Source organism: Myceligenerans indicum (assembly GCF_016742955.1).
GTDB lineage: Bacteria > Actinomycetota > Actinomycetes > Actinomycetales > Cellulomonadaceae > Myceligenerans > Myceligenerans indicum.
In genome coordinates, this window is the sequence record NZ_JABBYC010000022.1 from 28,653 (window position 1) to 53,211 (window position 24,559).

General features: G+C 70.9%; 25 protein-coding genes and 1 pseudogene. 16 read left to right on the forward strand and 10 right to left on the reverse strand.

All coding sequences use genetic code 11. The features are described from left to right. Nucleotides 1–108: 108 nt before the first annotated feature. Together HGK34_RS12780 and HGK34_RS12785 are read left to right on the forward strand one after the other, a co-directional pair. Nucleotides 109–771 (forward strand): ABC transporter ATP-binding protein, encoded by a 663-nt coding sequence (locus HGK34_RS12780; RefSeq protein ID WP_201847872.1) that lies wholly within the window; start codon nt 109–111, stop codon nt 769–771. Further along, the gene (locus HGK34_RS12785; protein WP_201847875.1) at nt 768–2,906 is read left to right on the forward strand and encodes a hypothetical protein; all 2,139 of its coding nucleotides are present in this window, start codon (nt 768–770) and stop codon (nt 2,904–2,906) included. Before HGK34_RS12780 ends, HGK34_RS12785 begins: the two co-directional genes overlap by 4 nt. Nucleotides 2,907–2,940: 34 nt before the next feature. Here HGK34_RS12785 and soxR read toward each other — a convergent pair whose 3' ends face one another. Beyond that, complete coding sequence (gene soxR, locus HGK34_RS12790; RefSeq protein ID WP_201847877.1) at nt 2,941–3,453, reverse strand: redox-sensitive transcriptional activator SoxR; 513 nt, start codon at nt 3,451–3,453, stop codon at nt 2,941–2,943. A 27-nt stretch (nt 3,454–3,480) separates the two neighbouring features. Here soxR and HGK34_RS12795 point away from each other — a divergent pair, with 27 nt between their 5' ends. The 4 genes from HGK34_RS12795 (at nt 3,481) to HGK34_RS12810 (ending at nt 7,101) form a co-directional block, all read left to right on the forward strand. Further along, nucleotides 3,481–4,212 carry a thiamine pyrophosphate-binding protein gene (locus HGK34_RS12795; protein ID WP_201847879.1) on the forward strand — a complete coding sequence of 244 codons (732 nt, stop codon included), beginning with the start codon at nt 3,481–3,483 and terminating at the stop codon, nt 4,210–4,212. Next, nucleotides 4,212–5,153 (forward strand): transketolase family protein, encoded by a 942-nt coding sequence (locus HGK34_RS12800; protein WP_201847881.1) that lies wholly within the window; start codon nt 4,212–4,214, stop codon nt 5,151–5,153. Before HGK34_RS12795 ends, HGK34_RS12800 begins: the two co-directional genes overlap by 1 nt. Before the next feature lie 155 nt (nt 5,154–5,308). After that, nucleotides 5,309–5,812, forward strand: coding sequence for a GbsR/MarR family transcriptional regulator (locus HGK34_RS12805; protein WP_201847888.1), 504 nt, complete (start codon nt 5,309–5,311; stop codon nt 5,810–5,812). Further along, complete coding sequence (locus HGK34_RS12810; RefSeq protein ID WP_201847890.1) at nt 5,809–7,101, forward strand: glycosyltransferase; 1,293 nt, start codon at nt 5,809–5,811, stop codon at nt 7,099–7,101. The genes HGK34_RS12805 and HGK34_RS12810 overlap by 4 nt, the downstream gene beginning before the upstream one ends. A 204-nt stretch (nt 7,102–7,305) precedes the next feature. Here HGK34_RS12810 and HGK34_RS12815 read toward each other — a convergent pair whose 3' ends face one another. The 3 genes from HGK34_RS12815 to HGK34_RS12825 form a co-directional block, all read right to left on the reverse strand. Continuing rightward, on the reverse strand, nt 7,306–8,037 hold the full coding sequence (locus tag HGK34_RS12815; RefSeq protein WP_201847893.1) for a VIT1/CCC1 transporter family protein: 732 nt from the start codon (nt 8,035–8,037) through the stop codon (nt 7,306–7,308). Nucleotides 8,038–8,261: 224 nt separating this feature from the next. Then, nucleotides 8,262–9,239: an alpha/beta hydrolase gene (locus HGK34_RS12820; protein WP_201847895.1), complete on the reverse strand. Its 978-nt coding sequence runs from the start codon at nt 9,237–9,239 to the stop codon at nt 8,262–8,264. Between the two features lie 67 nt (nt 9,240–9,306). Then, a complete protein-coding gene (locus HGK34_RS12825; RefSeq protein WP_201847897.1) occupies nt 9,307–9,612 on the reverse strand; it encodes a putative quinol monooxygenase in 306 nt (101 codons plus the stop codon). 152 nt (nt 9,613–9,764) lie between these two features. On the opposite strand from HGK34_RS12825, the gene HGK34_RS12830 reads away from it, so the two are divergent. Continuing rightward, complete coding sequence (locus tag HGK34_RS12830; RefSeq protein WP_207193419.1) at nt 9,765–10,682, forward strand: AraC family transcriptional regulator; 918 nt, start codon at nt 9,765–9,767, stop codon at nt 10,680–10,682. Nucleotides 10,683–10,807: 125 nt separating this feature from the next. Further along, nucleotides 10,808–11,743, forward strand: a complete 936-nt coding sequence (locus tag HGK34_RS23245; protein ID WP_201847899.1) for a cold-shock protein — start codon at nt 10,808–10,810, stop codon at nt 11,741–11,743. A 142-nt stretch (nt 11,744–11,885) separates the two neighbouring features. Here HGK34_RS23245 and HGK34_RS12840 read toward each other — a convergent pair whose 3' ends face one another. After that, nucleotides 11,886–12,488, reverse strand: a complete 603-nt coding sequence (locus HGK34_RS12840) for a helix-turn-helix domain-containing protein (protein ID WP_201847901.1) — start codon at nt 12,486–12,488, stop codon at nt 11,886–11,888. Nucleotides 12,489–12,605: 117 nt separating this feature from the next. Between HGK34_RS12840 and HGK34_RS12845 the strand changes: the two genes are divergently transcribed. Together HGK34_RS12845 and HGK34_RS12850 are read left to right on the forward strand one after the other, a co-directional pair. Further along, a complete protein-coding gene (locus tag HGK34_RS12845) occupies nt 12,606–13,655 on the forward strand; it encodes an isopenicillin N synthase family dioxygenase (RefSeq protein WP_201847903.1) in 1,050 nt (349 codons plus the stop codon). Between the two features lie 363 nt (nt 13,656–14,018). After that, on the forward strand, nt 14,019–14,792 hold the full coding sequence (locus HGK34_RS12850; protein ID WP_201847905.1) for an SDR family NAD(P)-dependent oxidoreductase: 774 nt from the start codon (nt 14,019–14,021) through the stop codon (nt 14,790–14,792). 109 nt (nt 14,793–14,901) lie between these two features. Here HGK34_RS12850 and HGK34_RS12855 read toward each other — a convergent pair whose 3' ends face one another. Further along, complete coding sequence (locus HGK34_RS12855) at nt 14,902–16,149, reverse strand: MFS transporter (protein WP_201847907.1); 1,248 nt, start codon at nt 16,147–16,149, stop codon at nt 14,902–14,904. A 79-nt stretch (nt 16,150–16,228) separates the two neighbouring features. On the opposite strand from HGK34_RS12855, the gene HGK34_RS12860 reads away from it, so the two are divergent. The 4 genes from HGK34_RS12860 to HGK34_RS12875 are packed head-to-tail and all read left to right on the forward strand — an operon-like array spanning nt 16,229 to nt 18,272. Then, complete coding sequence (locus HGK34_RS12860; RefSeq protein WP_307815938.1) at nt 16,229–16,951, forward strand: sugar O-acetyltransferase; 723 nt, start codon at nt 16,229–16,231, stop codon at nt 16,949–16,951. Beyond that, nucleotides 16,948–17,094 carry a hypothetical protein gene (locus tag HGK34_RS12865; RefSeq protein ID WP_201847910.1) on the forward strand — a complete coding sequence of 49 codons (147 nt, stop codon included), beginning with the start codon at nt 16,948–16,950 and terminating at the stop codon, nt 17,092–17,094. Before HGK34_RS12860 ends, HGK34_RS12865 begins: the two co-directional genes overlap by 4 nt. A 17-nt stretch (nt 17,095–17,111) precedes the next feature. Next, complete coding sequence (locus HGK34_RS12870; RefSeq protein ID WP_201847912.1) at nt 17,112–17,696, forward strand: sugar O-acetyltransferase; 585 nt, start codon at nt 17,112–17,114, stop codon at nt 17,694–17,696. 3 nt (nt 17,697–17,699) lie between these two features. After that, nucleotides 17,700–18,272 carry a TetR/AcrR family transcriptional regulator gene (locus HGK34_RS12875; RefSeq protein ID WP_201847914.1) on the forward strand — a complete coding sequence of 191 codons (573 nt, stop codon included), beginning with the start codon at nt 17,700–17,702 and terminating at the stop codon, nt 18,270–18,272. Between the two features lie 205 nt (nt 18,273–18,477). Here the strand turns inward: HGK34_RS12875 and HGK34_RS12880 are convergent, their stop codons facing one another. Further along, nucleotides 18,478–18,678: a hypothetical protein gene (locus HGK34_RS12880; protein ID WP_201847916.1), complete on the reverse strand. Its 201-nt coding sequence runs from the start codon at nt 18,676–18,678 to the stop codon at nt 18,478–18,480. Here HGK34_RS12880 and HGK34_RS22755 point away from each other — a divergent pair. After that, a pseudogene (locus HGK34_RS22755) lies at nt 18,605–18,961 on the forward strand (alpha-L-arabinofuranosidase family protein); the annotation flags it as partial. The gene HGK34_RS12880 and the pseudogene HGK34_RS22755 sit on opposite strands and share 74 nt — an antisense overlap. 125 nt (nt 18,962–19,086) lie before the next feature. Here HGK34_RS22755 and HGK34_RS12885 read toward each other — a convergent pair. Together HGK34_RS12885 and HGK34_RS12890 are read right to left on the reverse strand one after the other, a co-directional pair. Next, entirely contained in the window at nt 19,087–21,108 is a 2,022-nt protein-coding gene (locus HGK34_RS12885; protein WP_201847919.1) for a glycoside hydrolase family 31 protein, read from the reverse strand. Between the two features lie 415 nt (nt 21,109–21,523). Beyond that, nucleotides 21,524–22,147, reverse strand: coding sequence for a TetR/AcrR family transcriptional regulator (locus tag HGK34_RS12890; protein WP_307815940.1), 624 nt, complete (start codon nt 22,145–22,147; stop codon nt 21,524–21,526). A gap of 56 nt (nt 22,148–22,203) precedes the next feature. Here HGK34_RS12890 and HGK34_RS12895 point away from each other — a divergent pair, with 56 nt between their 5' ends. Further along, the gene (locus HGK34_RS12895) at nt 22,204–23,118 is read left to right on the forward strand and encodes an oxidoreductase (RefSeq protein ID WP_201847923.1); all 915 of its coding nucleotides are present in this window, start codon (nt 22,204–22,206) and stop codon (nt 23,116–23,118) included. A gap of 194 nt (nt 23,119–23,312) precedes the next feature. Here HGK34_RS12895 and HGK34_RS12900 read toward each other — a convergent pair whose 3' ends face one another. Beyond that, nucleotides 23,313–24,212 (reverse strand): DUF1963 domain-containing protein, encoded by a 900-nt coding sequence (locus tag HGK34_RS12900; protein ID WP_201847925.1) that lies wholly within the window; start codon nt 24,210–24,212, stop codon nt 23,313–23,315. Nucleotides 24,213–24,559 lie beyond the last annotated feature (347 nt).

Below are 24,559 nucleotides of genomic sequence, written 5' to 3' on the forward strand. Positions count from 1 at the left end.
CCGAGCGTCCCAGGGCGCCGCGTCGGACGTCCTCGCGCAACGACTGGCCAGCACCGCATTTCATCCGTCCATCCAGTCGCCTACGGCTGATAGTTCCCGGAGAGTCGAATGCAGCCTCCTTTGACCGTCGAAGGAATCGAGATCGCGTACGGCGATCAGGTGCTGGTCAAGGGGTTCGGCCTCCATGTCGATGCCGGGGAATCGGTCGCGCTGATGGGTCCGAGCGGTTCCGGCAAGACGAGCCTGCTCCACTGTCTTGTCGGGTTGAGCCGGCCGGCCGCCGGCGAGATCAGGATCGCGGGGAATCCGATGACCGGCGTCTCGGCGGCGCGCCGGGCCGATGCCCGGCGCGGTCTCATCGGCACGGCATACCAGACGCCCGACCTCCTGGCCGAGGTGAACGTCGCGGAGAACGTGGCGATCACGCTGCTCTTCGAAGGGGCCGCGCGCGAGGACGCGTTGGCGGCCGCGAGACGGTCACTGGCGGCCGTGGGGGTCGAGCACCTCGCCGAGCGTGGCGTGGCGAACCTGTCCGGTGGGGAGGCACAGCGTGTCTCCCTGGCCCGAGCCCTGGTGCGCGAGTCCATGTGCCTGCTCGTCGCCGACGAGCCGACGGCGAGTCTCGACGGCACCAACGCGGTGCGGCTGTCCGACCTGATGACCGGCATGGTGCGTGAGCGAGGTATCGGCGCCGTGATCGCCACGCACGACCAGCGCGTGGCCGACCGGTGCGACCGTGTCGTGGAGCTGCGGGACGTGACCGTTCGATGAACCTCGCGATCTGGACCGTTGCCCGCCGTCTGGCCCTGTCCACGGATCGTCGTCAGCGCTGGCGTCAGATCAGCATCGTCGCCGGCGCCCTGATCGCCACGTGTGCCGTCCTGCTCGCCATGAGCATCATCCACCTGGGCCTGCTCACCTCGGACCACACCGGCGCGCGCCATCCGGTGGTGGACTCGGGAGAGAGCAGGATGACGGTCGCCGTCACCGGACCCATCCTGCCGGACCTCAGCCAGTTCCCCGTGCTCTGGCTGGACCCCGCACCTGGATCCGAGGACGACCCGGCCATCATTCCTCCCGGGCTGTCGGCACTGCCGGCGCCCGGGGAAGCGGTGCTGTCACCCGGACTGCTCGCGCGAGGCTACACGGCAGAGGACCTCGGGTTCGCACCGAGCAGGGCAGGCACAGGCCTTCGACACACGATCGGCGACGCCGGGCTTGCCTCCCGCTCGGAGGGCTTCGTCGTCGCCCGCGCGCCGGAGGGCCGTTCCCTGGGAGAGCATGCGATCGCGAGCTCCGGCTTCAGGGGGCCCGGGCCTCGCTACCCTGTCGAGACCGTCCTCGACGTGCCAGCTGCCGGCGCGGCGATCGTCGGAGCCATCTGGCTGCTGATGCTGCCTGCCCTCATGGTCCTGACGGGGTCGGCGCGCGCGGTCTCGCAGGTGCGCACCGAGCGGGCGGAGACGCTCTGGCGGCTCGGGGTCAGGCGCCGTGGCATCGGGCTGCTCGTGGCACTCGAGACCCTCGTGCTCGCCACGATCGGATCAGCACTCGGCGTGCTGCTCTGGGGCGTGGCGATCGCGCCCCGAACACACCTTCCAGGCATCGGCGCGTCCCTGCTTCCCGGAGCCCTCGACCTGCCGGGCCTCGCCGTCGCCGCCGGGGTCGCGCTGGTCCTGCTCAACGCCACGCTTGCGGCTCTCTGGGCCAAGCGGGAGCCGAGCCGGCCACGGGGTGGTGTCTCGGTCCTGCGGGTACTGCCGTTCGCCGCCTGCCTGGCGGTGATGACACTCGCCGGATGGGTCCCGCAGCTGCTGAGGTCGGATGCCGGCTACGACCTGGGGGTGACGGTCCTGATGGTGGCCGGTGCCGGCGCGACGATCACGCTCCCCATGGCCGTGCCACCCCTGCTCGGCGGCATGGCGACCGTGGGAAGACTGCTGCGACAGCCGACCGCGTGGCTGGCCGGCCGTCTCGTCGTGGCCCGCCGGTCCACCTTGGCCCGCCCCGCCGTGATGGCCGCCGTGCTGGTGTATCTCGCCGGAGCCACCACCGCCATGATCGCCGGCCTCACCGAGAACGCGCCCGTATCGGTGCTACCCAGCGCCCAGCGCGAGGTGTGGGTGGTCACGTGGGCGGACAGCCGCGCCGACGACATCGACACGGCCGCTGAGCGCGCCCGGCAGGCAGGAGCGGAAACCCTGGCCGTCACGCCCACGCCTGCCGCCGAGGCGGGGCCCGAGCCGTCCGACGGCATCGTCACCACCGAGGACTGCGCCGCCGCCCGACAGTTCTTCGGACTGGACGAGCAGACGATGACCTGCACGAACGAGGAAGCAGCCGCGCCCGGTCTGTGGTTCACCGTGCGGTTCGGCTCCGCGGAGAACCGCGAGGGGACGATCTCCGCGGCCGCGACAGGCATGCTGGTGAGCGCGCCGCCGGGATGGACCGAGGCCGACACCCTCGCGGTGTTCTCGGGCCTCCCCGTGGTCAATCCGTGGAAGGTCGCGGGCACCAGCGACTTCTTCAGCCCGGTCTACGACTGGCTGGCAGGCGCGATGATCGCCGCCACCGGGATCCTGGCGATCGGCCTGGTCCGCGAGATCGGCGACCGTGTCCTGGTCGTGGTCGGCGAGCGGTCGCGCCTGCTGCGCGCAGGACTCCGCGACGGCGAGTCCGACTGGGTCTACGGCCTGGCGACCCTGCTCCCGATGGCCGTGGCGCTACCGCTGGGATACCTGTCGGCCCGAATCTTCGCCGCGAACGGCACCGGATACGCCGTCACGGCCGACAGCGTCGACATCGTCGCCATGGTCGCTGCCCTTGTGGCAGGACTCACCGCAGCGGTCGTCGCCCTCACCCTCTGGTGGCAGCGACGCATCGACACGGGCCGCGGTGAGAGCTGACCGCGACACCGAGGATCAGGGAGCGGGGCACCGCTCAGCGCCTCCTGCGCCGCCGGGCGCTGACGTCGTCGTCGTGCCCGGGCTCGAGCAGCACGCCGCCGGTTCCCTCGGTCGACAGCTCGTCCTCGGGGTTGTACAGGGCGCAGGCCTTGAGACTCAGGCAGCCGCAGCCGATGCACCCGTCCAGCCGGTCGCGCAGGCGTTCGAGACGCTCGATCTGCTGGTCGAGCCGTGGCCGCCACGCTCGGCTGAGGCGGTGCCAGTCGCGCTTGGTCGGGGTGCGCCCCTCGGGGAGAGTCGTCAAGGCCTCGCAGATCTCCTCGAGGCTGAGCCCGACGTTCTGCGCGGCGCGGATGAACGCGACCCGTCGCAATGTCGCCTGCGCGTAGCGCCGCTGGTTCCCTCCCGTGCGGCGTGAGGCGATCAGCCCGCGTTCCTCGTAGTAGCGCAACGCCGAGGTCGCGACGCCCGCGCGCTGTGCGAGCTGCCCCACGGTCAGGTCCTGCTGGGTCGGCACGGTGATCCTCTCGCCGGGTGTTGACTTCATGTTCCCTTGAAGTTTGAGAGTACTGCCATGACATCTCGGACCGTCACGCGGCGCCCCGTCACGCGTGCTCGCATCACCGCCCTCATGTCCCGGCTCGCGGGCGACGAGTCGCACACCGCCGCCGCGACCTCCACCCTCGACGTCCTCCACGTGCTCTACGGCCGGATCCTGCGGGTGACGCCCACGTCGATCGACGATCCCGACCGCGACCGCTTCTACCTCAGCAAGGGCCACGGGCCCATGGCCTACTACGCGGTCCTCGCCGCCCACGGATTCTTCCCCGAGGAGCACCTCGACACGTTCGGGGCCTTCGAGTCGGTGCTGGGCCTGCACCCGGATCACCTGCTGGTGCCGGGGGTCGAGATCTCCAGCGGATCCCTGGGACACGGCCTCCCGCTCGCCGTCGGCGCGGCGCACGCACTGCGCATCCGCGACAGCTCCGCCCGCGTGATCGTCCTGGTCGGCGACGCCGAGCTCGACGAGGGATCGTGCGCCGAGGCGATCGAGTACGCCGCGGCCGCGAAGCTGGAGAACCTGACCCTCGTGGTGGTCGACAACATCTCGTCCTCCTACACGGTCCACGGCCGTATCGAGCAGCGTCTGCGTGCCAACGGCTGGCGCGCCGACCGCGTGGACGGCCGCGATCAGAGGCTGCTCGAGGAGGCACTGGCCCGCCGCGTCCCCGGCACCCCGAACGCCGTGGTCGCCCAGGTCGAGAAGAAGAGCGCCCAGGTCGAGAACAAGAGCGAGGCCGCCTGATGAGCACCGCGGCACCCCTCGCACCGTCCCCTCGCGCCCAGTTCGGGCGCACGTCGTGCGCCCTGCTCGACGAGCGCGAGGATCTCGCGGTCGTCTGGGCCGAGATCTCCGGGCAATACCTCGAGGCCGGCGCGCGCGCCCACCCGGACCGCGTGATCAACGTCGGCATCCGCGAACAGCTCCTGGTGAGCCTCGGCGCCGGCCTCGCCCTGAACGGTGTCCGGCCGATCATGCACACGTTCGCGCCGTTCCTCGTGGAGCGGGCATTCGAGCAGATCAAGCTCGACTTCGCGCACCAAGGCGTGGGCGGCGTGCTCGTCAGCGCCGGAGGGTCGTTCGACAAGGCGTCGTCGGGCCGTACCCATCAGGGCCCGGCGGACGTGGCACTCGCCGCGACCGTTCCCGGCATGACGGTGCACGCACCCGGCACCGCGGCCGAGGTCGATGCGACGATCCGCGCGGCCGTGGCCGGCGACGGTCTCCACTACGTACGCACCTCCGAACTGACGCAGGCGACCCGGATCCCCACGGACGGGGCGATGCACGTCCTGCACGAGGGGCGAGGACCAGGCCGACGATCCGCTCCGGCGGGCGGACCGCTCACGCTCCTCGCCCTCGGGCCCGTCCGCGACGCGGCACTCGCAGCGGCCCGGGAGCTGGACGCGACGCTGCTCACGACGACGTCCGTGGTGCCGCTCGACGGTCAGGCCCTGCGCGCCCACGCCGGCGGCGAGGTCGTGGTGATCGAGCCGTGGCTCGAGGGGACCTCGGTCGCGGCCGTCGCCGCCGAGCTCGACGACGCTCCGCGAAGATTCCTGGGCATCGGCACCTCGCATCAGGAACTGCGCCGGTACGGCACCCCGGCCGAGCACGTCACCGCGCACGGCCTCGATCCCGACGGTCTCATCAGGCGAATCCGCGCCTGGTCGCGCAGCTCCTAGCTGTCGGGTCGCCCGGGGAGGTCTCACCCCGGGCGACCTTCCGAGCGACCCGGCCCCGGGTGCCAGGAGGCGACGATGGTTTCTCCGGTCGGTACGGCCGGCAACCTCTGGATGCTATGGTGTTCAAAACATTCTGAACATACGGGAAGAATCTTATGGACGAGGAAGCTTCGCGTCGCTACGCCGAGGAGGTCGGCGTCGCACTCACCCAGATGGGAACGACGCCGTCGTTCGGCACCCTCCTCGGGTGGCTCCTGATCTGTGAACCACGAGCGCAGACCATCACGCAGCTGTGCGATGCCGTCGGGCTCTCCAAGGCATCGGTGTCGACCGGCATGCGCGCGCTCGAGCAGTCGGGCCTGGTACGGCGTGTTCCCGCATCGGGGCGCGGCCATGCCTACGAGATCCACGACGACGCGTTTGCCCGCGCGATCGACCCCACTGCGAAGATGCGCACCTTCCTTGAGGTGCTGCAGCGTGGGCTCGACCTGGTCGGCGACGACGAGGCCCGCGCACAGCGGCTGCGGCACAGCCGCGACTTCTACGCGTTCATGATCGAACGGGTACCAGCGCTGATGGAGGAGTTCCGCACGAGCGAAGCGAGCACCCACCCGAGCAGCACGGTCGCGGGCACCGGCCCGCAGGAGGAGATGTCATGACAAGGGTGCTGATCGCGACCGTCGGGTCGCGCGGTGACGTGCAACCGTACGTCGCGCTCGCCCGAGGACTGCGAGCTGCCGGGCACGAACCCACCATCGCGACATGTGCCCGGTTCGAGTCGTTCGTGACCGCCAACGGCATCGCGTTCGAGCCGCTCAGCGACGACATCCTCAGGCTGCTCGACTCCGACGCCGGGCGCAGCGCCATGGAGGAATCCCACGGCGCACTGGGCGCGATCAGGACGAACATCGCCCTCGCGAAACAGGCAGGCCCGATCAACGAGCGACTGCTCCGCGACGTATGGCGTGCGGCGCAGATCGTCGAACCAGGGCTCGTGATCTACCACCCCAAGGCCCTCGCCGGCCCCCATGTGGCCGAGGCGCTGGGCGTTCCCGCGGTCGAGGCGCTGCCGGTTCCGGCCGTCGTCCCGACAGGCGACTTCCCTGTCCTCGGAATGCCTCGTCTACCGTTCGGCTCCCGCTACAACCGGATGACGTACTCGGTGGTCGCTGCCGGCTACAAGCAGTACGAGAAGACGGCCAACCGGTTTCGCACCGATGATCTGGGGCTCGCGCCGGTCAAGGACGCCGCCATGATGACGCGGATGCCGGACGGCACCCCCATCGAGGTCATGCATGCCATCAGCGAGCAGGTGCTGCCCCGCCCTGCCGACTGGCCTTCGCATGCTCGACTCACCGGGTACTGGTTCCTCGATGACGACGGCGCCTGGACGCCGCCGCAGAACCTGGTGGACTTCCTCGATCAGGGCGACCCGCCGGTCTACGTCGGGTTCGGCAGCATGGCCGGTCGCGACCCGCGGAAGGTCACGCGGGAGGTGGTCGCTGCGCTGCGGCAGGCCGGCGTCCGTGGCGTCCTCGCCTCGGGCTGGGGAGGCCTCGACACCGCGGACCTGCCCGATACCGTGCTCGCCATTTCCGAGGCGCCGCACGAGTGGATCTTTCCTCGCGTGTCGGCGGTGGTCCACCACGGCGGCGCCGGGACCACCGCGGCCGGTCTGCGCGCCGGGAGGCCGACCGTGGTGTGTCCGTTCATCGTCGACCAGTTCTTCTGGGGTGCTCGTGTCGCAGACCTCGGTGCGGGCCCTTCTCCGGTACCGCAGAAGGGCCTGACCGCCGACCGCCTCGCGGCCGCGATCAGCGCCGCGGTCACCGACCCCCAGATCCGCTCCACCGCCGAAGGCGTCGGCGCAACGATCAACGCCGAGGACGGTGTCGCCGTAGCCGTCGAACAGATCACCGCGACGCTCGCACGGGCATCCCGGCCATGACGCGATACTGGCGACCCACCGACCGGTCATCGGACTCCGTCGCACCTTCGGTGGTGTGACCTGTGGCGGCGCCTCACGCCAGGAGAATGCGGTGGCGTAGAAGTGGCTGGCCGGCGCAACCGTACGTCCGCCGGAACCACCGGATCATCCCGCGAGCGCGGGGAGCACCAGGTCTCGGCCGGCACCCACGCCGGTCTCGATGTCTCAGACGATGCCCGATGTTCCCAGCAGGGCCCCGGCGGTGTAGGTCGCGGCCAGCGCGAGCGCGCCTCCTGTCACCACACGGATGATCGCGCGGGTCTTCGAGCTGCCGCCGATGTGTGCGGAGATCGCGCCGGTGACGGCGAGGGCGATGAGCACGGCGGCGAACGTGACGGGCACGCGCAGGGCGGGCGGGGGCAGCAGGATCGCGAGCATGGGGAGGATCGCGCCGATCGTGAACGCCACGGCGGACGCGAACGCGGCATGCCACGGGCTGACCACGTCGTGCTCGTCGATGTTCAGCTCGGCCGCGAGGTGGGCGCCGAGCGCATCGTGCGCGGTCAGCTCGATCGCGACCTGGCGGGCGGTGTCCTCGCTGAGCCCTCTGGCCCGATACAGGCCGGCGAGTTCCTCGAGCTCCTCCTCAGGCATGTCGGCCAGCTCTTGTCGTTCCTTGGCGATCAGCGCCCGCTCGCTGTCGCTCTGGCTGCTGACCGACACGTACTCGCCCAGCGCCATGGAGATCGCGCCTCCGATCAGGCCCGCGAGCCCGGCGGTGAGAATGGGAGGGATCACGCTGGTCGCGCCGGCGACGCCGACCACGATCGCAGCGACCGACACGATCCCGTCGTTGGCGCCGAGAACACCGGCGCGCAGCCAGTTCAACCGTTGCGCGATCCCACCGCGGTGCGGCTCGTCTGCGTGCAGGTCCACATCAGCTGCGGCGGTCGTCATGAGGCGACTCCACACGACCGGGCCGGTTCGCGCAAGGATGGTAAGGCTCAACGAACACAGGCCCACCTGCGCCCCGCGACGGCAGGTGACCACCGACCGGAGAGCGTGGCGAGCCCCCGAGAGGGAACCCTCGCGGCCGTCACATGTCGGTCCAGTTCGGCATCCTCGATGCCTCTCGGAACCGTCGGTGCGCCCGGGCCGTATACCCGGCGCCTCCCGCACCGTCATGAGGCACTCCTCGTCCCCAGCACCCGGCCGAGCCAGTCGGTCCGTGTCCGCCGCGCCGCCGTCGAGACCCGCGCCTCGGGCACGAGCGCGTCGAAGCCGTGGAAGCCCCCGGCCCACACGTGCAGCTCCGCCTGGCCCCCCGCCGCCCAGATCCCGTTCGCGTAGCTGACGTCCTCGTCCCGGAACACCTCGGCCGAGCCGACGTCGACGTAGGTGGGCGGCAGGCCGGACAGGTCGTCGGCCCGGGCCGGCGACACGTACGGCGACACCTCGGTCGCCGGCCCGTCGCCCAGCACGGACCGCCAGCCGAACGCGTTCATGGCCCGGCTCCAGGTGGCGGGGCCCTCGGCGAACTGGTGGCTCGAGCCGGTGTCGTTGCGATGGTCGAGCATGGGGCAGACCAGCACCTGCGCGGCGACGGCAGGCGCCCCGCGATCCCGCGCGAGCAGGGTGACGCCCGCGGCGAGGCCACCTCCCGCGCTGGTCCCTGCCACGACGAGCCGGGCCGGGTCCACGCCCAGGTCGGCGGCATGCTCGGCGACCCAGGTCAGCCCTCGGAAGCAGTCCTCCACCAGCGTTGTGCCGGTCGCCTCCGGCGCCAGCCGGTAGTCCACGGTCACCACCACGACGCCGAGCTGGTCGAGCCACTCCAGCGGGATGTCGATGTTCGAGAACCGGTCCCCCATCACCATCCCGCCACCGTGCACCCAGTAGACACAGGGCACAGGGGTCGAGCGGTCCAGGCCCGGCGGGCTCAGGACGGTCAGCGGGACCGGCGCCCCGTCCGGTGCGGTGACCCCGACGTCGCGCCGGTCGACGGCACGCCCGGCCGTGAGCAGGCTGTCGACGCTCTCCGCCGTGGGCACGGCGAGGTCGCGCACCTGTGGCAGCGTGGCGCTGCTCAGGGCCGCGGCGGGCAGGAGGTCGAGCAGCGGCCGCAGCTCGGGATCGATCTCGGGGCGGATGGTCGTCATGGCATGTTCCTCTCGGTCAGGGTTCGGGATCGTCGGCGGGCTCGGCCGCTCCGGCGGGGCCCGCGGCTCAGAACTCGGCCTTGCCGCCGACGGGCACCTGGTCGGTGTACCCGGACTCCCCCGCCAGCAGCTCCTGCAGCTCGGCGACGAGGGCCTGCGCCTCGGCGCTCGCGAAGAACGCGGTGTGGGCCTCCTCGGAGGTCCAGCCCTCGGTGACGTGCACGACATCGGCGTTGCCCGCCGAGCGGCTGATCAGGAAGACGGGGCAGTCGTCGCGGGACAGCGACGGGGCGTGCAGCAGCATCTCGACCAGGGCGTCGCCCTTGCCGGGCTGCGCGGTCATGGTGGCCTGGAATCCGTGGCGGACGGTCATGTGGGGCTCCTCGGTGCGGGGGCTCCTGGGAGCCCGTGTGCTGTGTGTCCATCACACCGCGCAGGCCCTCCCCGCCGACAGACCGATCGTCCCGGCGGCTTGCACAATCCTCTCGACACGGCGAGCATCGTGAATGTGCCATGATCGGGGGCATGAGCGCTGTGGACCTCGAAGAGCTACGCACGCTGCTCGCCCGGCACGCACGGCGGGACAGCAGTGCGACGGCGCTGGACGACGTCCTGGTCTCGGCGGTGCAGCGCACCGCGCCGCCCGCGCCGTCCATGTCAGGCGTAGTCATGGCGCTGATCGCCCAGGGCTCGAAGCGGATAGCGCTCGGGGACCGCGTGTACGAGTACGGTGCCGGGCAGTACCTGGTGGCATCCGTCGACCTGCCGGTGACCGGGCTCTTCACGAGGGCTCGCCCCGGCGAGCCGGCGCTCGGCTTCGGGCTCGTCCTGCGGCCGGCGCTGATCGCGGAGCTCCTGCTGCAGGCCGGACCCGGCGACCTCCCTCCGACCGGCGCCGCGGCCCCTGCCGGCATGGTGGTCAGCGATGCCTCCGCGCCCCTCGTCGACGCCGTCGTGCGACTGCTGCGGCTGCTCGAGAGCCCACGCGACGCCGCGGTCCTGGCACCGCTCGTCAAGCGCGAGATCCTCTGGCGGCTGATCACCGGGGAGCAGGGCGCCACTGTGCGTCAGCTCGGCCTTGCCGACAGCGGCCTCGCCCACGTCGCCCGGGCCGTCCGGTGGATCCGCGAGCACTACGCCCAGCCCTTTCGTGTCCAGGACGTGGCGGCGCTGTCGGGCATGAGCGTCTCGGCGTTCTACCGGAACTTCCAGGCCGTCACAGCGATGAGCCCCATCCAGTTCCAGAAACGGATCCGGCTCCAGGAGGCACGGCTGCTGCTCGCCACGCGCCCCGGCGACGTGACCGGCGTCGGGCTGCGGGTCGGCTACGACAGCCCGTCGCAGTTCAGCCGTGAGTACCGGCGCCAGTTCGGCCTGCCGCCCAGCCAGGACGCCGTCCTGCTGCGCGACACGTCCGCCGACCGAGCCCCGGCCCTCGTGTAGGCGATGGGCCGTGTTCGGGTCGCCGCCTTCCCGCCGCGCCGCCGGCAGGAGAGCTGCTGGACCCACCCGGGGGTTCTGTCGGGGACACTGGACACAGCAATGTCTGTCGAGACGAGGAGTCTGAAGTGCCCCAGGGAACTGTCCGATGGTTCGACGCCGACCGTGGGTTCGGCTTCATCGACGTCGGGAACGAGGCCGAGGACCTGTTCGTGCATGCGTCCGAGATCGTCGGCGGCGACGGACCGAAGCTCCTCCGCGAGGGGCAGGCCGTCGAGTTCGAGGTGGGCGAGGGCGAGCGTGGCCCGCAGGCGCGCCGTGTCCGCGTCACGGGCGACCGGGCCGCCGACGCGCCCGTGGGTGTGCTCGGCACCGTCACCTGGTACGAGCCGGCCAAGGGATACGGCTTCGTCACGCCCGACGACGGTCGCGGCGAGATCTTCGTGCACAGCTCGGCCGTCGTCACCGGCGGCGTGATCTCGGAGGGGCAGCGCGTGGCGTTCCTCGTCGTCGACGGCGAGAAGGGGCCGCAGGCGGACCACCTGCTACCGCTGGGGGCGCAGGCTGCCCGGCATGCCGTGCCCTCGGACGGCGCGGACGGCACGGTGTCCTGGTACGACGACGCCAAGGGTTTCGGGTTCGTCACTCCCGACTCGGGCGGCGAGGACGTCTTCGTCCACGTCCGGGCGCTCGGCCCCGGTGTGACCGAGCTTTCCGAGGGTGCACGTGTGACGTATGACGTCGTCGAGACCGACAAGGGGCCGAATGCCCGCAACGTGCAGCTCGTGCGCGGCTCCGGGAGTGGGCGCGCGGCCGCGGACCGCGGTCGGTCGGGCCGTCCTGCGGCATCGAACCGGCCCGTGCGAGCAGGTGAGGGCACCGTCGCGCGCTACGACGCGGAGCGCGGTTTCGGCTTCATCACCCCCGATGCCGGGGGCGCGGACCTGTTCGTGCACGTGTCGGTCGTGCAGGGCACCGATTTCCTGGAGGAGGGTGACCGGGTCCGGTACAAGGTGCGCCAGAGCGACCGGGGACCGCAGGCCGACCACGTCGAACTGGCGTGAGCTGCGATGTTCCACGACATCGTGGAACGGTCCCGCCGCGGGGCGGCATCCCGGCCACGGGCACCACGCCGCCGGCGGATCTGCCCTTCGCTCGGCTCGGATCGGTGCCGGGCGGCCGGCACTGCGGACGCCCCCGCCGGCCCTACCGGCGGGCGACCGCCGGATGCGTGTGCGCGACCGACAGCAGGACGCGAGCCCCCGTGTCGCCGGCCACCGCCCAGCGGTGCCGGATACCTGCCGGGTGGCTGATCGCTTCGCCCGCACCGAGCCGCCAGGAGCCCTCGTGCTCCAGGGTGACCTCGAGCTCGCCGCCCATCACGTAGACGGTCATCTCGCCGTCGGACTCGAACCAGTCCCCGAGATCGGCGCCGGGCTCGATGTCGTACTCCACCACCTCGAGCAGGTGCCCGGCGCCGCCGGACAGGAGCCTGCCTCTTGCCGCTCCCGGCACGTCGGACACGGCCAGCTCCTGACCGTCCCCCTGGCGCAGGACGGACACCCCGCGCGGCGCCGCCACCGCCGGCATGAGCTGGCTCGGCGGCACACCGAGCGCATGAGCCAGCCGGTAGAGGCTCGACAGCGAGGGGCTCGTCTCGCCCTTCTCGACCTGGCTGAGGAACGGCTGGCTCATCCCGCCCGCCCGCGCCAGGGCACGCATCGAGAGCCCCGCCGCCTCGCGCGCACGCCGCACGGCTCGCCCCACCGCCGCACGAACGTCGGCCGCGACCTCCGGATGCTGTAACACCGGCTTAACCCCCACGGCTCGATCCTGGCCCATAGTGATAACCAATACCTATCACCTTGGCCCCGGGCGGTCGCCCGGGACAGGACCGAAGGTATCCGAACACCGAAGGAGACTCGCATGCCCGCATTCCACGTCCCCGCGATCGACATCACTCCCTACATCGCGAACGGCACCGACGCCGAGCGAGCCGACGTCGCTTGTCAGGTCGACGAGGCGGCCCGCACGGTCGGCTTCATGCAGATCCTCGGGCATGGGATCCCGCTCGAGGCGTGGGCCCGCCTCGGGCGCGCGAGTGACCGGTTCTTCGAGCTGCCACTCGACGTCAAGAAGCAGTACCGGGCCCCCGCCGGCGTCAACCGCGGGTACAGCCCGCCCAGGTCCGAGCGCCTCAGCCTCAGCCTGGGCGTCGAGAAGGCCGAGCGCATGAACGACTTCTTCGAGGCCTTCAACCTCGGCGCCACCACCACCGACTACCCCGGCGCCGGCCTCGACCCCCGCATGTACCCCGAGAACATCTGGCCCGCCGAGAGCGACACGTTCCAGGACGACGTCGAGCTGTGGATGTCACACGCCCGATCCGTGGCCCGCGTCATGATGCGGATCTTCACCGACGCTCTCGGCCTGCCGGCCGGGCACTTCGACGCGTACACCGACCACTCGCTCGACGTCCTGCGGATGAACAACTACGCCCTCCCCGAGGGTGAGCGGGTCGAACTCGACGGTGATCTCATCGGCATGGGCGAGCACACCGACTTCGGCATCGTGACGCTCTTGTGGGCCGACGACGTCAAGGGGCTCCAGGTCCTGGACGCCGACGGCGGCTGGAACGATGTCTCACCACTGCCCGGCGCCCTGCTCGTCAACCTCGGCGACCTGACGGCGCGCTGGACGAACGAGCAGTGGAAGTCGACGCTGCACCGCGTGAAGCCCCCGGTGATCGACGGCCGCATCAGGCGGCGCCGGTCGGCCGCGTTCTTCCTCGACGGCAATGTCGACGCGGTGATCACGACACTCCCCGGATGCGTCGCCGAGGGCGATACCGAGCTGTACGGCCCCATCACCGTCGGCGAGCACATCGAAGCGAAGCTCAACGGCTCCCGGGGCCTCGTGAACAACACGAAGGACACCGGTCGCGAGGCCCGGCGCGTCCTGGCCGGCGACGCCTGACCGGCACACTCCGGGAGGCACGTCCCGGGCAGCCCGCCCGCCTCACACGATGCCCGAACGTGACCTGCGAAAACAGACCGCAGGGATCCCGGATGAGCGACTGTGGCGATGCTATGGTCTGGAGCGATACCACGGAGGGCGCGCCCGTCGCTCCACCACCACTTCGGCGACCGGCCGGAACCGGTCCGCGCGGTGGTCGATGTGCCGTTCGGGGCGATGTACCCGACATCGGTCGCGCCGCCAACCCCGGTCGAACGAACCGGCGCGCTACTGCGTGCCGGTTTCGTCACCGGCCAGGCACACGGCTGACTCCTTCTCGATCCGGCCGAAGCAAGCAAGAACCCTCTCCACGGAGCAACACTCATGACCGACCTGCTCACAGACAAGACGATCCTCATTACCGGCGCCTCGTCCGGTATCGGCGAGTCCGCCGCGCACCTGTTCGCCCGCGAGGGCGCGAACCTCGTCATCACCGCCCGCCGCAAGGCCGAACTTGACCGCGTCGCCGCGAGCATCACCGCCCACGGAGGCAACGTCCTCGCCGTTCAGGCCGACACCACCAACGCCGAAGACCTGCAACGAGCCGTCGCCGCCGCGGTCGAGAGGTGGGGGCGCCTCGACGGCGCACTGAACAACGCGGGCCGCACCCAGGGTGGCGGCCGTCTCGCCGAGGTCACCGACGAGACCTTCGACTCCGTCCTGGAGACCAACTTCAAAGGCGTGTGGCTGGCGATGCGCGCCGAGCTGAAGGCGATGACCTCGCAGGGCGCCCCTGGTGGTTCGATCGTCAACATCAGCAGCATCGGAGGCACCTTCGGCGCTGCCGGGCAGAGCGTGTACGGAGCGACGAAGGCTGCCGTCATCGCGCTGAGCCGCGCCGCCGCAGCCGAATACGGCCGCGACAGGGTCCGCGTCAACGCCATCGCGCCCGGCGCCACGATGACCGAGATGATGGTCGCCTGGCAGCAGCGCGACCCGAGCATCATCGAGCACCTCAGCTCCCTCGCCGCCCTCGGCCGCCCCGGCCAACCGGACGAGATCGCCGAGGCCGCCGCCTGGCTCCTCAGCGACCGCGCGAGCTACGTCACCGGTATGGCCCTCGGCGTCGACGGCGGCACCGCCACCTGGCCGCACTGAGTCGACCTGAGCCGCGCCGCCACCCCGCCTCAGGAGCACCCGGACGGGCAGGAGGCCATCGCGGTGAACCTGCCCGGCGCGGTCAGGATCGCGTCGACCGAGTCGGGGCTTAGGCAGTGCTCGTCACCTTGGGAGCTTCGTCGGGGACAGCGGTTCGGGGGCGGACGGCGCCGGCCAGGAGCAGGCCTGCGAGGCAGCACAGCAGGGGTGCGAGCAGTGCGGTGTTGATCCCCACGGCGTCGGACAGCCATCCGATGACCGCGGGTCCGGCGAGCATGCCGAGGTAGCCGAGCCCGACGACGCGGGACAGGATCACTCCGCGGCGCGCGGACGACAGGTTGCCGGCGGCGGTGAACAACTGGGGCACGATGCCCGACAGGCCGAGACCGAACAGCAGCCAGCAGGCCAGTGTCAGCGGGTAGTCCGGTGACAGGATCACGCCCAGGATCCCGGCTCCGGCCAGGAGGGATCCGCCGCGCACGACGGCGACGGGCCCGAGGCGAGCGACGAAGCGGTCGGCGGTGAGCCGGCCGATCGTCATTGCCAGCGCGAAGGTGCCGTAGGCCAGGGCTGCGAAGGATTGGCTCCGGTGCAGGTGTTCGACGGCGTGCACGGCGCTCCAGTCGGTGGCGGTGCCTTCTGCGAGGTTGAGCAGGACAGCCAGGACGGCCAGGGCGATGGCCGGTGCGAGCACCGAGGGTTCGCCGGCGTGAGCGGTGTGGCCTTCCCGGGAGGTGGTGATGTCGGCCTCGGGGACGCCGTCGGGGACTGGTGGCGCAGGCTCGGTGAGGTCCTCACGGGCCAGGAGGCGTGGCACGCTGAGCGCACCGACCGCCGCTGCGGAGAGGGATGCGGTGCCCAGGGCTCCGGTGGTGGGCATGTCGAGCGTGTGGAAGAGGGCGCCCAGCCCGGCGCCGGCGGCTCCGGCGATGGAGAAGTAGCCGTGGAAGGCCGACATGATGGGGCGGCCGTAGGCGTTCTGGATCTTGACGGCCTGGTCGTTGGCGGCCACCGTGACGGCGCCGGTGCCGACGCCGAGCAGGGGCAGGATGACCGCCAGGTGCCACGCGGTGGTCGCCAGGCCGGGTCCGTTGATGGCCACGGCGATGACGGCCACGCTCAGGCCGGCCGTGCGGCGGCTGCCCCACCGGTCACTGATCCAGCCGGCCGCCTGCATGCCTGCAATCGAGCCTGCGCCCAGGGCCAGCAGGAGCAGCCCGAGCGTGGAGTTGGAGATGCCGGTACGGGCCTGGACGGCGGGGATGTTGACGACCCACAGCGCGATCGCCAGACCGGTCAGCACGAACAGCCCGGTGTTGGCGATCCGGACGCGGCGGAGTTCGGCAGGCGCAAGCATGCGTACGATCGTACACATCGTCGGAGTGCTTGCCTACCTGCTGGTAAGTTCCTTTGTGTACGAACGTACACTCGACTCGGTGCCCGCTGCACCGGTCGAGCAGGACCGGACCCGCACCGGCGGGCGGACGACACGAGGGAGTTCTGCGGTGGACGAGCGCGAGCAGGAAGTTCGGCGGCGAATGGATGCCCAGGAGCTGTACAAGGACGTGGGGCCGGGACTGGAGGCACTGGAGGAGTCACGGGTACGGGGCAAGGAGCTGGCGCGGGAGTTCAACGCGCTGCAGCCGCGTGATACCCCCGGCCGGAACCGGGTGCTGCGAGAGCTGTTCGGGGCTGTCGGGAACGGGGTGTGGGTCGAGCCGCCGCTGTACGTGGCCTACGGGGCGCACACCACGGTCGGGGACGGGGTGTATGCCAACACGGGCCTGACTCTGGTGGACGACGGACCGATCAGGATCGGCAACGGGGTGATGTTCGCCCCGCACGTCACCGTCGCCACCGCCGGTCACCCGCTGCACCCGGCCGCCCGCCCGCACGGCGAGCAGTTCTCCGCGCCGGTGGTGATCGAGGACGACGTGTGGGTGGGGTCCCACGTGTCGATCATGCCGGGCGTGAGGATCGGGCGCGGCTCGGTGATCGCCGCGGGAGCGGTGGTGACAGCCAACGTTCCCCCGATGGTGGTGGCCGGCGGAGTACCCGCCCGGGTCCTGCGCGAGATCACCGACGCCGACCGCCACTGGACCTATCAAGCCCCGAGCACCCTCGCCCTCCCGGTCGGCAGCGAGGCGCCCGGCGCGTGATCCGCGGCCAGCTCCCGCTGCGCGACCCGGGCTCCGGATCGCGCAGCGCGGCCCCTGCTCCGGCAGGGCCGGGACGGCACCTCGCGACCCTGCACACGGCGAACGGCACCGGCACCGGCACCGGCACCGGCACCCGGTCGTGATGTGTACGCTCGTACGCATGAGTGTCGACCACTTCACCGGTGATCCCCGCAGCAACCACGAACGCATGCTCGCCGGGGACCTGTACATCGCCGACGACCCCGCCATCGCCGAGGACCAGAGACAGGCCGTCCGGCGCGCCGCCGCCTTCCGGTCGGCCTACGACCAGGACCCCGTGGCCGCCCAGAGCCGGCTCGCCGAACTGTTCGGCGCCATAGGACAGGACGCCTTCGTCCGCGCACCCGTGCACGTGGACTACGGCAGCCGCATCACCATCGGGCCGCGCACGTTCATCAACATGGGTCTGACCGCGCTCGACGTCGCCCCGATCACCATCGGCGCCGACTGCCAGATCGGCCCCCACGTGCAACTGCTCACCCCGACCCACCCGATCGACCCGCAACCACGCCGCGACAAGCTCGAGGCCGCCCGGCCGATCACCATCGGCGACAACGTCTGGCTCGGCGGCGGCGTGATCGTCTGCCCCGGCGTCACCATCGGTGACAACTCCGTGATCGGCGCCGGAGCCGTCGTCACACGCGACATCCCCGCGGGCGTGGTGGCCGTGGGCAACCCCGCCCGCACGGTTCGCGAGATCATCTGACCCATGACCCCACCGGCCGCCCCGCCCACCCGCACCCGCCGCTACGACCCCCGGCGTCGGGACCGCATCATCGACGCCTGCATCGAGGTCATCGCAGCCCACGGGGTCGACGGCACCTCCCACCGGCGGGTGGCCACGGCGGCCGGCGTCCCTCTCGGGTCGATGACCTACCACTTCTCCGGACGTGACCAACTCCTGCGCGAGGCGTTCGCGCGCTTCGCCGACACCGTCGCCGACCGGATGACCGCACGCATGGAACAGGTCCCACCCGGCGACCACGAGGCGGGGATCCGAGCAGTCGTGGACTCCATCCTGCTCGATGTCTTCCCCGACCCCCGTGAACTCGTCCTCACCCACGAGCTCTACACCCTCGCGGCACACGACCCCGCGTACCGCACCCTCACCAACGCCTGGATGCGCCGCAGCCGTGCCGCCCTGGAACGATGCTTCGACCCCACCACCGCGCGCATCCTGGACGCGCTGATCGAGGGCATCACCATCCACCGTGCCCTGGACAACCAACCCCACGACGACGCCGACGTCGAACTCGCCGTCCGCCGGATCGTCCAGCCCTGAACCTGGGCCCGGTCACGCATCGCCGGTCCCGCCGGCGCGAGGCATTCCTGGGTCACCCCCATACTCCCGCCCGGGCGTACCAGGACGGCGCCCCCGCTCGTCACCCGCGGTAGCCGGACCGCTCCCCCACCACGGCATCCCGCGCACACCTGCTCCACGACCGCCACGACCGCCCGGGACCCACCACGGGAGTGCGACGGTGCCGCTACTCAGGCAGCCGCTCGCCACGGGTGCTCCCGCGCATGACCAGGCGCACCTCACCCACGACGTGCTCCGGCCCGGCCGCGGGGTCTTCCGGCTGCCGCTGCAGGAGCCGCAGCGCCTCGGCCGATGGGATGATCGACCAGCGCCCGCGGATCGTGAACAGCCACTGGGGCGACGTCGTCGAGGACAACGCCTTCGGCACGCACGAGTTCCTCGACCTGTGCGAGCTGCTGGGCGCCGACCCCTACGTGTCGGGGAACGTGGGCTCGGGGTCCGTGCAGGAGATGTCGGAGTGGGTCGAGTACCTCACCCGGGCCGACGACTCCCGCATGGCCGCGCTGCGCCGCGCGCACGGCCGGGACGAGCCGTGGCGCGTCCCGTTCTGGGGCATCGCCAACGAGACGTGGGGCTGCGGCGGCAACATGAGGGCCGAGCAGTACGCCTCCCTCGCCCGCCACTACTCGACGTTCGTCCGTGACCAGGGCGAGACTCGTGCGCACCCCGACATACCACGTCTTCGAGATGAACGCCGGTCACCACGACGCGGCGTCGCTGGACGTCGTGCGTCGGTCACAGCTCGCCGATCAGGTCCGTCTCGCGCGCCGGCCCGTCAGACGGTTCCGACCAGCTCGGCCAGCGCGCCGTCCCTTGCGAAGACGGGGACGACGTCCAGTTCCGCCGTGACGGTGATCCACCGCCCCCCGCCGGTTGTCTCGCCGGTGTGGAGGTCGGTCCAGGACGCGCCGGCGGGGAGGTAGACCTCGCGGCTGGTGGCGTGTGGCCGAACCACGGGTGCGACAAGCAGGTCCGGGCCGTACAGGTACTGGTCGGGCAGGTCCCAGGAGGTCTCGTCGTCGGGGAACTCGTGGAACAGGCCGCGCATGACGGGCTGCCCGTCCCGGTGCGCCTCGGCCATGAGCCGACGGGTGTAGGGGCGAAGGGTCTCGCGCAGCCGGACGTACCTGGCGAGGATCTCGTACACGTCGGGACCGAAGCTCCACAGCTCGTTCGGCGCGCCGCTGCGCAGGCGTGGCGTGCCGTCGGCGGCGGCGACCTCCTCATACGGCCGCCGGTCGCCGTGCATGCGCATCACGGGGCAGAAGGTCCCGAACTGGAACCAGCGGATCAACAGGTCGTGGAAGTCCGGGTCGGTGATGTCGCCGTCGTGGAAGCCGCCGATGTCGGTGGTGAACCACGGGATCCCGGCCACGCCCATGTGGATGCCCGCCGTGATCTGGCGGCGCAGGTCCTCGTAGGTGGAGTGGATGTCCCCCGACCAGACCAGGGCGCCGTAGCGTTGGCTGCCGGCCCACGCGCAGCGCAGCAGGTTGACCACCTGGGACTGGCCCGCCGCGGTCTGACCCTCGTGGAAGGCGCGCGCGAAGGCCTGCGGGTAGATGTTCCCGACCTGGAGGTTGGAGCCCTGGTGGTAGCGGTAGTTGTCGAAGTCGTAGACGCCGTACTCGGGCTCGGCCTCGTCCAGCCAGAACAGCTTGATCCCCAGGTCGTGATAGTTGCGCCGGCAGATCTCCCAGACCGCCTCGCGGGCGCGCGGGTTGGTCGCGTCCACGAACACGCTCGGCCCCTGGAACCCCATCTGCAGGTCGATCCCGCGCTCCGTGCTGACCAGCAGGTTCTCCTTCTTCAGCAGCGCGAAGTTCTCCGACTCGGTCGAGACCTGAGGCCAGACCGAGACCATGAGCTCGATCCCGAGCTCGGCCAGTTCGTCGACCATCGCGCGGGGGTCCGGCCAGAACTCCTCCTCGAACCGGTAGTCGCCCATCTTCGGCCAGTGGAAGAAGTCGGCCACGATGACATCGATCGGCAGGCCGCGGCGCTTGTGCTCCCGCGCGACCTCCAGCAGCTGCTCCTGGTTCCAGTAGCGCAGCTTGCACTGCCAGTAGCCCAGCCCGTACTCCGGCATCATCGGCGCGTGCCCGGTCGCATCGGCGTAGGCCGACGCGATCGCCGCGGGGGTGTCGCCTGCCGTGATCCAGTAGTCGAGCTGCTTCGTCGACTCGGCGACCCATTCGGTGCGGTTGACGGCGAACGTGGCGCGGCCGATCGCCGGGTTGTGCCACAGGAAGCCGTAGCCGGCGCTGGAGACCACGAACGGCACACTGGCCTGAGAATTGCGATGCGCGAGTTCGAAGGTGGATCCCTTGAGGTCGACGATCTGCTGCTGGTACTGCCCCATCCCGGACAGCTTCTCCCCGGGCACCGGCTCGAACGCGGCGGTGACCTGGTGGTCGCCTCCGGGGATCGAGCGAAAGGCACGGGCGTCGAGCTTGAGCGAACCGCCCGCCTCCAGTTCACGCAGCAGCACCTTGCCCGCCGCGTCACGGAACTCGACCGCACACCGGTAAACCTGGTAGCCCACCTGCTCGTCGAAGAAGTCCCACGCGTGCAGGACGACGGCGAGCCCGCCGACGACCAGGCGGGCCTCACCGCCCGCGACCGTGACCACCACCTCCGCGGGCGCTGGCGGGAGCAGGGCGAAGTCGGTGTCGAGGACGTCGCCGCCGGGCGCGCACCGCACCCGCACCGCACTCGCCCCCCATGCCTGGACGACCAGGGTCTGACCACCTCCGCGCCAGACGACGCGGTCCGGACCCGTCTCGAAGATCTGCATCGGTCGTGTGTCGCTCTCTGTAGGATTCCGCACCGGATGCGCGAGAGCGCGCCGGTTTCCCGCCGCCCCATGACAGCCACAGGCTTGATGTCGCCCGTGTCAGCGCTCACACTTCCGGTGAGCGGGACAACAGAAGCCCTGCTCACCGGGCAGAACAGCCATTCCCGGCGACCGCTCTCGTGGGCGCCGGTTCGCTTCGGCGATGTTAGCGCCCCCACAGATGTTGGCGCCGACCTCGGGAGGCCATGGCGCCCGGTAGAAGTCACGGTTCACCAACGCGGCCCACCTCCGGCCATGGCTTCCGTCGCCAGGAATGCCACAGCACCGGCTTTCTCTTGACCGCACTCCCGGGAGCGCCGGCCCAGCCCGACGACGACGCTGCGGCACGAAGGAGACACACCTCACCGAGCACTCGTCACGTGGGAGCGGCCCGGCGTGATCCGCGCAGGAACTGCTCGACCGCGGTCTCCACGAGCGCGTCGCGCATCTCCCGCGGGACCAGTCCGCCGTTGACGAAGGTCACGATGCCCTGGATCGTCGCGAACAGGATGGTGCCCACCTGGTAGAGATCCCCGGGCTCGAACACACCGGCCTCCTGCCCCTCCGCGACGAGATCGAACACGACGGTCAGCGCGGCGCCGGCCGCGGCGACGACCGGCTCGCTGACCCGCTGGTGCTTGGCGGTGAACATGAGTTCGAGGAGCGCGACGTCGCGCGTGGCGAAGCGGCTGTACGCCGCCGCGGCCGCCCCGAGCCGGGCAGGGAGGCTCCGCCCGGCACTCGCGACCGCTGCGCGCAGCTCCTCGCCCAGCCGCTCGAACCCTGCTGTCGCGAGCGCGTCCAGCAACGCCTGGCGGTCCGGGAAGTGCCGTCGTGGTGCGGCGTGACTGACGCCCACCTGCCGGGCGAGCTCGCGCAGCGAGAGCTGGTCCACGCCGTGCTCGCGCAGGCTCGCCTCGGCCGCGTCGAGCAGCGCGGTGCGGAGGTTCCCGTGGTGGTACGGACGTTCGCCGGTGCGTTCGGGGCTGGTCTCGGGCACGTGCACAGAATATCCGGGCCATGTTGCCATTGACATCAATGTATCCGGCGACAACTATGTTTCCTGTGACTACATTCGCTGCTTCCAGCATTCCCCCGATGACCGGCCGCACGATCGTCGTGACCGGCTCGAACAGCGGTATCGGCCGCGTCACCGCGCGCACCCTCGCCGCGAAGGGCGCACGAGTCCTGCTCGCGGTGCGCGACGTCGGCAAGGGCCGATCTGCCGCCGCGACGATGACCGGCGAGACGGAGGTCCGGCATCTCGACCTCGCCGATCTCACGTCGATCCGGGCATTCGCGGCCGGCCTGGACGAACCCGTCGACATCCTCGTGAACAACGCGGGCGTCATGGTCCCTCCGCTCGTGCGCACCGCCGACGGCTTCGAGCTGCAGTTCGGCACCAATCACCTGGGGCATTTCGCGCTCACGAACCTGCTCCTGCCGCGTCTCACGGGACGGGTCGTCACCGTCTCGTCCAACGGGCACAGGATCCCCAGGACCTTGGACCTCGACGACCTGAACTGGGAACGCAAGCCGTACCGGGCGTTGCAGGCCTACGGGCAGTCGAAGCTCGCAAACCTCCTGTTCACGGCCGAGCTCCAGCGGCGCCTGGCCGACACCGGCTCACCGGTCATCGCCACCGCCGCCCACCCCGGCATCGCCTCCACGAATCTCGGCCACGCCCACAACGAGGATCGTCGCTGGACAAGGCTGCTCTTGTCGCTGACCGGCCGGCTCGCCCAGAGTGACGAGGACGGCGCCCTGCCCACCCTGTACGCGGCCACCGCGGACATCCCCGGCAACAGCTACGCCGGTCCGGGCGGCTTCCAGGAGGGACGCGGGGCGCCCGCCCTCGTCGGCCGCTCGGGGCTGGCCCAGGACGACGGCCTGGCACGCCGCCTGTGGGCCGTCTCCGAGGAACTCACCGGAGTCACCTTCCCCCTGCGAACCCCGCGAACCTCGCCCTGATGATCCCCGGGGGTCGATGACGCCCGATCTGTCGTCGGCTCCAGATGCTGTCCCACGACTGGCCGAGTGGCCGGCGAGTCGTGCCACGGTGTCTCCGGAGACCGAACTTCTTGGAAGGATGACAGTCATGGGGGTCTGGGCACGTCCGGGGTGTCAACCCGCGGATTGGCCGTCGCGGGAAGGATCCAGGACGGTCAGGCGCACTGCCAGGTATAGCGGAGAGCGCCGAGTTCGCCGCGGTCGAGGTCTCGGTAGCGGGCGTACCAGTACAGTTGAGCGGTCTCGGCCCAGAGGTACTCGTCGTTGCAGTCACTCTCGACCTGGAACAACAAGGTCCAGTGCTCCGCCTCGCCGTGAACGGCCTGGTCGGACAGCCTCCAGGGCTGGTCCATGTGCCGCAGCTGGCCAGTGGCGATCTCGTACTCGGGCACGCCCTCGACGGGGTCCGCGGCCCAGCCGCCGACCTGGTGCCCGTGCCCGTTCATCGCGTCCCAGACCGCCTCTCTGAAGGCTTCGGCAGCAATCGGGTGCTCGGTGTCGGCGAGGCTGGTGTCGAGCGGGAGACCGAGAGCTTGCCGGAGCCGGTGGTGCTCGGGGGCGACGGGGGTAAGCCGCTGCCGTGCGGTCAAGACCTGCTCGGCGTGGATCCATCCGTCGTCGGGCACCGAACGCTCCGTCCCGTCTGGCGGGAGCTGGAGGACCCGGCTGCCCGGCCAGCTCCTGGGGTCGTCGCCCCTCACGGGTGGGCTGTGCCACGGCCCGTCCGCGGGCTGCTTGTAGTAGAAGAAGGCCAGCCGCCCGTCACCTGGCAGCCGGATCCCGGCATCGACACCGCTCGCTCGCAGAGCGGTCAGGTCGAGCTCACCGAGAAACGACAGCGGGCCTACGCCGTCCCAGACGGGCCAGGCGACGTCGTCAGGCAGACACGGGTTCCCGCCCAGCCGAGCCACCACACGGTCCTCGGGACGGGCCGGAACAAGCCTCGCAGCTGGCCGAAGGAGCGAGACCCACGTCGCGGCCGTCCTCTGGTCGAGGTGCTCGTGCGCGACCGCCTCAAGTCGTTCGCGCTCGCCTCTCGCTCCGGTGAAAGTCATGCCAGGACCGTACCGGCGATGCGTGGGCCCCGGACGCGTCGCTGCGTCGCGCGCCAGACGCGTCGGCCAGGCGAGAGGGCAGGAGGAGGGGTGAGGCGACTGAGCGTCCCGGGCTCTCGGTGAGGCGGTCAGGTCAGACGGAGACTCTCTCCTTCACGGCGGGCCTCGTGGCCGCCTTCGGTGCGAGCGTGCTACCGAAGGTCAGTTTGGGGGTGCTGCTTGTGCCAGGCGCCGGACCGGTCGGCGCTCGGAGCCGTGTGCGGTGAACATGCCCGACTTCGCGATCCACGGCATCAGCGGCCCTGGCTCCGGGTCAACGTGTCGGCCGGCTCGGATCCAGGTCGCAT

Coding starts and splice junctions, on each gene's coding strand:
- HGK34_RS12780 (WP_201847872.1), top strand. CDS start 109: ATGCAGCCTCCTTTGACCGTCGAAGGAATCGAGATCGCGTACGGCGAT.
- HGK34_RS12785 (WP_201847875.1), top strand. CDS start 768: ATGAACCTCGCGATCTGGACCGTTGCCCGCCGTCTGGCCCTGTCCACG.
- soxR (WP_201847877.1), bottom strand. CDS start 3,453: ATGAAGTCAACACCCGGCGAGAGGATCACCGTGCCGACCCAGCAGGAC.
- HGK34_RS12795 (WP_201847879.1), top strand. CDS start 3,481: ATGACATCTCGGACCGTCACGCGGCGCCCCGTCACGCGTGCTCGCATC.
- HGK34_RS12800 (WP_201847881.1), top strand. CDS start 4,212: ATGAGCACCGCGGCACCCCTCGCACCGTCCCCTCGCGCCCAGTTCGGG.
- HGK34_RS12805 (WP_201847888.1), top strand. CDS start 5,309: ATGGACGAGGAAGCTTCGCGTCGCTACGCCGAGGAGGTCGGCGTCGCA.
- HGK34_RS12810 (WP_201847890.1), top strand. CDS start 5,809: ATGACAAGGGTGCTGATCGCGACCGTCGGGTCGCGCGGTGACGTGCAA.
- HGK34_RS12815 (WP_201847893.1), bottom strand. CDS start 8,037: ATGACGACCGCCGCAGCTGATGTGGACCTGCACGCAGACGAGCCGCAC.
- HGK34_RS12820 (WP_201847895.1), bottom strand. CDS start 9,239: ATGACGACCATCCGCCCCGAGATCGATCCCGAGCTGCGGCCGCTGCTC.
- HGK34_RS12825 (WP_201847897.1), bottom strand. CDS start 9,612: ATGACCGTCCGCCACGGATTCCAGGCCACCATGACCGCGCAGCCCGGC.
- HGK34_RS12830 (WP_207193419.1), top strand. CDS start 9,765: ATGAGCGCTGTGGACCTCGAAGAGCTACGCACGCTGCTCGCCCGGCAC.
- HGK34_RS12845 (WP_201847903.1), top strand. CDS start 12,606: ATGCCCGCATTCCACGTCCCCGCGATCGACATCACTCCCTACATCGCG.
- HGK34_RS12850 (WP_201847905.1), top strand. CDS start 14,019: ATGACCGACCTGCTCACAGACAAGACGATCCTCATTACCGGCGCCTCG.
- HGK34_RS12855 (WP_201847907.1), bottom strand. CDS start 16,149: ATGCTTGCGCCTGCCGAACTCCGCCGCGTCCGGATCGCCAACACCGGG.
- HGK34_RS12870 (WP_201847912.1), top strand. CDS start 17,112: ATGAGTGTCGACCACTTCACCGGTGATCCCCGCAGCAACCACGAACGC.
- HGK34_RS12875 (WP_201847914.1), top strand. CDS start 17,700: ATGACCCCACCGGCCGCCCCGCCCACCCGCACCCGCCGCTACGACCCC.
- HGK34_RS12885 (WP_201847919.1), bottom strand. CDS start 21,108: ATGCAGATCTTCGAGACGGGTCCGGACCGCGTCGTCTGGCGCGGAGGT.
- HGK34_RS12895 (WP_201847923.1), top strand. CDS start 22,204: ATGTTTCCTGTGACTACATTCGCTGCTTCCAGCATTCCCCCGATGACC.
- HGK34_RS12900 (WP_201847925.1), bottom strand. CDS start 24,212: ATGACTTTCACCGGAGCGAGAGGCGAGCGCGAACGACTTGAGGCGGTC.